The organism is Microvirga sp. jy35, assembly GCF_056148915.1.
Map to the genome: position 1 here is coordinate 25,249 of NZ_JBWBEW010000049.1, position 7,728 is coordinate 32,976.

A 7,728-nucleotide genomic window follows, 5' to 3' on the forward strand; every position below is an offset into this window, starting at 1 on the left:
TGTGACGTGCTCCCACCTGTCAGGCTGAGGAGCACTCCATGCCCCGCTACTTCTTCCATATGAACGATGGTTCCTCGGTCCACGACAGCGAGGGCACGGAACTGCCTGACATCTACGCAGCCCAGGATCAGGCCATCCGCACCAGCGGCGAGATCCTGCGCGACATGGGGACCGAGTTCTGGAACGTCACCGAATGGAAGCTCGAAGTCACTGACGAGAGCGACCAGGTTCTGTTCGTGCTCCGCTTCTCGGCCGAGGAGCGGCTTGATCCCCACTCATCCTAGAGGCCTTGTTCCCGCAGGCCATCCTGCTCGGCCAGATGCAGATAGTTCGAATTGAAACCGGTGAGGGCCATCAGCCGCTCCACATCAAGAATGACAAGGTTTTTGCCTCTCAGGGTAATCAGCCCACTCGCCCGCAACCGCTGAAGGATCCGGTTCACGTGCACCCCTGTCAGGCTCACGGTGTCGGCCAGCTCGGCCTGGGTGATCGGGAGTTCATATTGGTTGCCGTTCGTCAGCCCGACCGTTTGCAGGCGCAGCAGCAATTCGCACAGAAGATGACCAACGCGCTGCTCGGATCGGCGCGCACCAATGTTCACCAGCCACTCGCGTAAGGTAGCCTCATCGACCAATGCGGCCCACCAGAATGCCCGCGCGATGGCGGGTCTCTCCATCAGCTCCAGAATACGGGCCCGGGGGATCTTCACCACCGTGCAGGCGGACAGGGTGGCGATGGTATGGTCCATGGTGTTCAGAATGAAGACATGAAGATCGCAGAAGTCACCTGGCACGAGGTAAGCCATGATCTGCCGGCGGCCGGTCGGGAGAACCTTGTAGCGGCAGGCGAAGCCCTCCAGGATCAGGTTGACATCACTTGGCATGTCGCCCTCCCGGATCAGATCCGTCCGCGGGCCAACCGCCCGGGCGGAGCGGATGACATCATCCAGGAGGAGGCGGTCGGCATCCGGCAGAGGCCCAAATGCCTCCAGCTTGCGGGTAAGCAGATTAGCCATGGGACGGCCTCCTGAACCCTGTCACCCTTAAAGTAGTGGAAGCGCCTGACCGGCCAAGAGGCCTATGCCTAATAGACGCGTTGCCTCAAATTACATCAGGCCCCGCCTCCTTGTGACACTGCCCTGAGCAGTGCCCTTTGTTCCATGCTCACTGTGCAGTGCAGCCTGCGGCCGAGCCTATGCTGCAATGCAGCAACTGCTGGCTATCTCACACGTTCACAGTGCTCCTGTCGGGCTTGTTCATCCGATCGGCCGTGCCGCACCACCGATCAACACAACTATAACCCGCGGCACTATGGAGGCAGACATGACCCTTCTCAATCCCATCACAGAGCCGCTTCCGCTTGCACAGACAGGCATTCTGCCGCCGGCCCGGTCTTCCCGACTCAAGACAGTGGGAACCAGGCCAAGGCGGATCTCGCTTGCGCTCCAAGGTGGGGGTGCCTTCGGCGCCTTCACGTGGGGCGTTCTCGACCGGTTTCTGGAGGAGGGTGTATCCTTCGATGTGGTAAGCGGCGCCAGTGCGGGCGCCATGAACGCTGTGCTGCTCGCCTCCGGGTTGGCGCAGGGTGGTGCCGCGGAAGCGTGCGCCACGCTGGAGCGATTCTGGCGCAAAGTCAGCGAAGTGGGCAGTCAGAGCCGCTTTCTCACGTCAAATCCTATTCTGACGCGGGTGACGTCGCACCTGTCGCCCTACCAGTTCAACCCCTTTGATCTGAGCCCCTTGCGGGACATTCTCACGACCGAGGTTGACATCGAGGCCGTGTGCCGGCGGGCGCCCGTGCGGCTGCTGCTTGGAGCGACACGGGTCCGGGACGGGGCGCTGCGGCTCTTCCGCAACAAGGAGCTGACCTATGATGTTGTCCTCGCCTCGGCGTGTCTGCCGCAACTGCACCAGGCCGTGTTGATCGATGGCGAGCCACATTGGGACGGCGGCTACGCGGCCAATCCTCCGCTGATGCCGCTGGTGACCGCCACACGGGCATCGGACTTGGTGGTCGTGCAGATCATTCCCACGAACGATGCTGATTTACCGACAACCTCACGGGCCATCGATAAGCGGGTGAACCAGATCACCTTCAGTAACTCACTACAGAGAGATCTGGAGGCCTTGTCGATGATGGCTCAGCTTTGCCGGGAAGGCGACATGCAGAGCTCCGGTCTCGGACGTAAGCTGCAACGCCTTAAGTTGCACCACCTGATTGCTGAGGATCATGTTGATGGCTTGAGTGGGCTCAGCTTCATGAACACGGACTGGGGGCATCTTCAGCATCTGCGGGATCAAGGCCGGTTGGCGGCGGAGGCTTGGCTTGCGCGGCAAGCGAAACATTAGCCACGCCAGATAGTCTCGCTCCAGGCGATAAGGCCCTGTCGATTCCGTAAGGAAGCCGCTCGGGGGAACATTGACGCTTGCCTTGGCGTTTCTTCAGCATCTCGCCGGAAAAGGAGAGCCGGATTAATACCCTGCACAACGACATAGCCATCGCCGCGTGTATCGACGGGGGTGGATCGAAACGAACCCTGGTTTGCTTTGAACGGCACCAGGGTTTTCTCTTGGATGCGGGATCAAGAAGAAGTTTGCCACTCAGCTTGAGGAGCGCCATCAGCGGGAGCGGGAGCCGTATGTGCAGTGGCTGGTTGATCTCCATTGCTCGATGATCAGGCGCATGACCTTAGAGGATATCTGCTCCAATCCGTGAGGCTCCCAGCGACCAGTTCACGCGGCTCATCGAGCCCATGAGTACTGCTACATTCTGGAGATCGTAGCTTCGACCTTGCTCGACACTCGGGTGACGCGAGTTGGAGACCTCCGGGAACTGAGCGGCCTGTCTATTGCATGTCTGACCATGAATGCCTTGATGCGCGGGGCGATCTCCGCTCGATAGCGTGAGCCGTTAAACACACCATAGTGCCCAACTCTGGCCTGCAGATGGTACTCTTTTTTCGAGGGCGACAAGTTTGGCGTCAGGTCGAGCGCCGCCACCGTCTGGCCGCGCCCGGTGATGTCATCCTTCTCGCCCTCAATGGTCATGAGAGCACAGCGGCGGATCGCCTTCAGGTCCACGGGTCTGCCCCGGTGCCGCATCAGCCCTCTAGGCAGCAGATGGTCGATGAACACCGTCTCCAACGTCTGGAGGTAATACTCGGCAGACAGGTCCATGACAGCAAGGTATTCGTCGTAGAATTCCCGGTGCTTTTCCGCCGAGTCGCCATCTCCTTCGACCAGGTGATTGAACATCTCCCAGTGAGCTGAGACGTGGCGATCCGGGTTCATGGCCATGAACCCGCACAACTGCATGAACCCTGGATAGACTAGTCGCCCCCGGCCCCGGAACCGGTCTGGCACCGGATGGATGCAGTGACGCTTGAACCAATGGATGTCTCGTGTCTGGGCGAAGCTGTTGACCGCGGTCGGCGCATGGCGGGTATCGATGGGTCCACCCAGGAGCGCGACTGAACGGGGCACCTGGGGATGTTCTTCAGCCTCCATGTGGGCAATCGCCGCCAGCACCGGAACGGCGGGTTGGCACACTGCCATCACGTGCAGGTCTGACCCTAGCGCTTCGAACATGCTGATGCAGTAGTCCACATAATTCGTGAGATCGAACTGGCCCTCGGACAGAGGCACCTGCTTGGCATTGCTCCAGTCGGTGATGAACACCTGATGGCTGTTGAGGAACGCCGCCACCGTGCCGCGCAGCAGCGTGGCGTAGTGGCCTGACATCGGAGCAACGATCAAAACCTTCGGCTTGTTCGACGGTGGTCCGAAGGCGATTACCCGGCAGAAGGGCCGGTGCCACACAACCCGTTCCGAAGCAGCGAGGTTGAACGCGGGTTTAGGATAGGAGCGAGTGCTGCGCTCAAATATCTCACAAGAAGCCACCAGCGCGCGACCGTGCGGAGTATAGGTAAGCGGACTGAAGGGACTCTCACAGACCAACCGCGTCAGGTCTGCCGCGAGTCGGGCAGGAGATAGCATAAGCTGTGACGCTTCATGCAACAGGTACAACATGCGACCGAGCCTCGTAGCCGTTTGCGCCCCACAGTGCTTGAGTCGTTGGTTCCCGCTCAGCACTGGTGTGATGGCGCTGCGGTTCGGCTCAATCCGCAGTGAGTCTGGAGCAGCGATGCTTAGCACCGGATGAATTAGATACTCTCAAAAAAGGCGGGAAGCCGTAGCTTCCCGCCAGTCGGGAGGAACCAAACTATGAGGATCATATCCGCAAAGTCCGAGTTAAACCTCTCCCAAACAAGTTTGTTCCATAGATGACTAGAATAACCTACGATTGTTTAATTATTTTTAACCTATGATAATCTTTATTTTGCATTCAACAGGCTAATTCTAACCTAGGTTAAATTTGTGTGTTCGTTGCCAACGATGCCAACTTCGATCAGAAATTCTGGTGAGGCCCTGATGGATGGTGATGTTGTTGAAAAGAGTTTGCGTCTGCACACCTAACGGTACGGTTGAGACAAATTCCGCTGCGGCGAGCAGAGGACCGTCGAGCACCCCTCATGGGGCGTTTCATTTTACTAGCGGTCTGACCTCCTCCAGCGGAGTTGCGTCAAGGTTAGCCGCGTATTTGCTTCTTTCAAGCTTAAGAAAGGGAGTATGAATAATAATAGGTTTTAGGACTAAAGGCTGAATGAGTTTGATCGCAGTTCCAACGAACAGACCTCCTGCCATATATTTAACCACTCGCCCTTCATTAACCTGTGTTAAACTTTGCCGGGCCGCCTCAACAATGGGGGAGCAGCGATGTCTGGGCGAACGATCTCTTCGGTCTCTATGCCAGGGCTCGGAATAAAGCACAACGCAAATGGTGCTGAACCAGAAGTCACAACACTCCTGATCAGTGACAACGCCCTGCTGCTCCTGGGGCTTCAGCAGGTCCTACAGGGAGCGCCACTCGTCATTGCCAGGGCAGCTTCTTCTCCAGGGCCAGATTGGCTCCAACAATTAGCGTCACATCCTACCCTGGTCCTCATTGATGCCAATCAGAACCCCGGTCGCGCGCTTGAGGCCATCAGGCAGGCAAGAGAGCAGTCTCCGGAAGCCCGCATTGTGGTTCTGGCCGATCACTTCGATCTAAGCTTCGTGCGATTGGGACACGAGGCAGGTGTGGATGGCTTCTGTCCAGCAGCCAGTGCGCCTGAGGTTCTGATCAAGCGCCTGGAACTGGTCATGCTGGGCGAAAGTGTTCTGCCCTGCGAGGTCCTGCGCTCGATGTCAGATGACACTCCCGAGAGCCAAGCGCAGCCGCTCCAGAGCAACTCGGCAGAGCAAAGCCTACCTGATCTGATGTCGCACAAGCTCTCAGCGCGGGAGGCGCAAATCCTGAGTTGCTTGCGAGAGGGAGCGCCCAACAAGGTCATTGCCCGTAACCTGGCTATCACCGAGGCCACCATCAAGGTCCACGTCAAAGCCATTCTGCGCAAGATTGGCGTGTCCAATCGCACCCAAGCCGCCATGTGGGCCACGAAGCACCTGCCACAAGGGGGAGCAGTCCATCATGCCCCGCTACACTAAGACGGTGCTCCTCGACCATGACATGAACGAGATTGTCTCGAGGCAGTGGTCGATAACCTAGGTTAAGAAAACTTGGCCGCTCTGTTGGCTACCTGACAGACAAATCACCCGTGCCCCGCACTGTACGTCAAGAGACAGGGAGGAAAGTGATGACCAACAACAAACGACATTCCGCAGCATCTGCCCAGCAGGAGACCCAGCCGAGGCTGTACTCCCCTGATCTTCAGCCCTTGCTCCAGTCGCTCCTCGGAACTTTGGCTGACATCGACTTTGAACACGAGCGCGAGCGCGACACGATCAATTCCCGCACCCTGGATATGGACCTCAGGATACGCCTGCTCGAGAAGCTCAGGCAGCATCATCGCGAGCGGCGCGAGCCTTACATCCAGCAACTCGCCATCGTGCAAGAGCGCATCCGCCAAACGTGGCAATAGGCTCGATCCGTCGCTGCGCTATGCATCCGACTTCCTGCGCCGTCCCAACCTGCCCGAAGAGCGGCGGATCCGGTACATTGAAGCCATCTCGGACACGGTGGACCGCGCCGCCAAGCTCACGGGCCAGTTGCTCGCCTTTGCGAGGCGGCAGGCGCTCAAGCCAGAGGTGTTCGACGTACCCGAACGCATCCGGGCGATCAGCGACATGCTGCACACCATTTTTGCACCGCCAGCCGGAGCCTTTCAGGACATCATTCGGTGACTCGCTGAAGCCTGGACTTCCCTTATGCGACCCGACGGCTGTCAACCTCCACTGCCGCGCCCTGCTGCGCCGATGCTGCCGCCTCTCCAGCATCGACGGGGAGATAGCTGAAGCGGGATCGGCCGCGACCCGCCGTGGCTAGGAGGCCCAGCCCGTTTGCCATGTCCCGGCGGCCAGCCGCCCACCGATCCGCCACCGAAGAGGGTGAGAAGTCCAATGTTTTCGTCGCAAGCTCATGGCTGGCTGCCTGGTAGGCAAGGTGAACCAGCTTGACCCGAGGTCCCTTTGGGTCGAGTTGCTCGCGAAGTGCATATTCCCGCTGGAGACCCTCCACACTCTTGCGAGCCGGGCTGGCGAACATGATGTCCTGCGTCCTCTCCAGGATCGCGTCGAGTGAGGCCGGCTGCGGGTTACGCAGGCTGAACAACTCGATGGCTATGCAGTCAAGGTCGTGATCGGGGGCCTCTTTGAAGGGCACGTCCAGGGGCAGGTTGTTGGCATAGCCCGGATCGCACAGGAGCCGCCCGTCGATCTTCACCGGTGGGAATGCTGGCGTGATGGCGGTGCTTGCCAGAATGTGCTCGGGTTTGATCTCGTCACGGGTGTTGTCGAAGAACACCTCGTCGCCGCTCTCGAGATCGACGCATCCGATAGTGAATTGCACCTCGGCCCGGTTGAGCCGATCGAAGTCAACAAGTCGTTCAAGAGTTGTCTTCAGAGGGGAGTGGTCGAAGATCGCGACGTCGTTCGGGACCCACGGCAACGCGGACCAGAGGCCTGGATAGCGACGCTGGAAGATGCCGGGACGACAGAGCAGAAGGGTCATCGCCGAGTGCATGCCGTTATAGGTCTGCCGCAACTTTTCCGGCTGCGCGACCGCCGGCCATGTGTGCTGTGTCGCCTGCGCCCAGAACTGCTTGAGCCGGGGGAGGCGGTGTTCGGGAGCATTGCCGGCAAGGATAGCACCCGTGACGGCACCAACTGATGCGCCAACGATCCAGTCAGGCCGAACGTCCTGCTCGGCAAGGTACTCGCAAGCGCCGGCAAGATAGGATCCAAGTGCATTCCCACCACCCAACACAAGGGCGGTCTTTGATGTGCGTGGCATATGGGCCTCTGGCTAAGGTTCTGGTGTCATTCGTATCTGTCGGGTGAGGCGGGAGAACGTGCTGCACTGCACAAAGTTCCCAACGATGGAAGGCATACTCAGATATGACGATGTCGCGCAGATCGTGGCTACGTCGAAGACGACTGAAGGCGGCAGAATCTCGTCCGGCAGCCGCAGCAGGATGTCGACGATCGCGCATCTGATCCAGTCGCACTGGTCCGCCATTTCCGTCCACCTTCCCAGCACGCTATGTCACTGACCCAGTCCTGAGTTGCTTCATCCAATCGCAATGTATGTGAATTAGAGCGGATTCGATTTTGGTGAACTCGTATCCGCAGTTGCTGAGATAGTTCTGGCATTCGTCCGCCGGGAAGCTGT

7 protein-coding genes and 1 pseudogene are annotated in these 7,728 nt (G+C 59.0%); 5 read left to right on the forward strand and 3 right to left on the reverse strand.

Features of this window, described 5'->3' with window-relative positions; genetic code table 11:
- Positions 1–38 precede the first annotated feature (38 nt).
- Positions 39–284, forward strand: coding sequence for a DUF6894 family protein (locus AC0QTX_RS24010; protein WP_474606328.1), 246 nt, complete (start codon positions 39–41; stop codon positions 282–284).
- Here AC0QTX_RS24010 and AC0QTX_RS24015 read toward each other — a convergent pair.
- The gene (locus AC0QTX_RS24015) at positions 281–1,015 is read right to left on the reverse strand and encodes a Crp/Fnr family transcriptional regulator (RefSeq protein WP_474606329.1); all 735 of its coding nucleotides are present in this window, start codon (positions 1,013–1,015) and stop codon (positions 281–283) included. The genes AC0QTX_RS24010 and AC0QTX_RS24015 overlap by 4 nt on opposite strands.
- Positions 1,016–1,322: 307 nt before the next feature.
- On the opposite strand from AC0QTX_RS24015, the gene AC0QTX_RS24020 reads away from it, so the two are divergent.
- Complete coding sequence (locus AC0QTX_RS24020; RefSeq protein WP_474606330.1) at positions 1,323–2,348, forward strand: patatin-like phospholipase family protein; 1,026 nt, start codon at positions 1,323–1,325, stop codon at positions 2,346–2,348.
- A 414-nt stretch (positions 2,349–2,762) separates the two neighbouring features.
- Here AC0QTX_RS24020 and AC0QTX_RS24025 read toward each other — a convergent pair whose 3' ends face one another.
- Positions 2,763–4,028, reverse strand: coding sequence for a polyhydroxyalkanoate depolymerase (locus tag AC0QTX_RS24025; protein WP_474606331.1), 1,266 nt, complete (start codon positions 4,026–4,028; stop codon positions 2,763–2,765).
- 747 nt (positions 4,029–4,775) lie between these two features.
- Here AC0QTX_RS24025 and AC0QTX_RS24030 point away from each other — a divergent pair.
- The 3 genes and pseudogenes from AC0QTX_RS24030 to AC0QTX_RS24040 all read left to right on the forward strand — a co-directional run.
- The gene (locus tag AC0QTX_RS24030; protein ID WP_474606332.1) at positions 4,776–5,546 is read left to right on the forward strand and encodes a LuxR C-terminal-related transcriptional regulator; all 771 of its coding nucleotides are present in this window, start codon (positions 4,776–4,778) and stop codon (positions 5,544–5,546) included.
- 146 nt (positions 5,547–5,692) lie between these two features.
- Positions 5,693–5,980 carry a hypothetical protein gene (locus AC0QTX_RS24035; protein WP_474606335.1) on the forward strand — a complete coding sequence of 96 codons (288 nt, stop codon included), beginning with the start codon at positions 5,693–5,695 and terminating at the stop codon, positions 5,978–5,980.
- A 22-nt stretch (positions 5,981–6,002) separates the two neighbouring features.
- Positions 6,003–6,200: pseudogene (locus AC0QTX_RS24040) on the forward strand (ATP-binding protein); the annotation flags it as partial.
- Positions 6,201–6,264: 64 nt separating this feature from the next.
- Here AC0QTX_RS24040 and AC0QTX_RS24045 read toward each other — a convergent pair.
- The gene (locus AC0QTX_RS24045) at positions 6,265–7,350 is read right to left on the reverse strand and encodes a patatin-like phospholipase family protein (RefSeq protein WP_474606333.1); all 1,086 of its coding nucleotides are present in this window, start codon (positions 7,348–7,350) and stop codon (positions 6,265–6,267) included.
- Positions 7,351–7,728 lie beyond the last annotated feature (378 nt).

Bases quoted from the DNA above. Each gene is read 5' to 3' on its own strand.
- AC0QTX_RS24010 (WP_474606328.1), top strand. From the start codon at position 39: ATGCCCCGCTACTTCTTCCATATGAACGATGGTTCCTCGGTCCACGAC.
- AC0QTX_RS24015 (WP_474606329.1), bottom strand. From the start codon at position 1,015: ATGGCTAATCTGCTTACCCGCAAGCTGGAGGCATTTGGGCCTCTGCCG.
- AC0QTX_RS24020 (WP_474606330.1), top strand. From the start codon at position 1,323: ATGACCCTTCTCAATCCCATCACAGAGCCGCTTCCGCTTGCACAGACA.
- AC0QTX_RS24025 (WP_474606331.1), bottom strand. From the start codon at position 4,028: ATGTTGTACCTGTTGCATGAAGCGTCACAGCTTATGCTATCTCCTGCC.
- AC0QTX_RS24030 (WP_474606332.1), top strand. From the start codon at position 4,776: ATGTCTGGGCGAACGATCTCTTCGGTCTCTATGCCAGGGCTCGGAATA.
- AC0QTX_RS24045 (WP_474606333.1), bottom strand. From the start codon at position 7,350: ATGCCACGCACATCAAAGACCGCCCTTGTGTTGGGTGGTGGGAATGCA.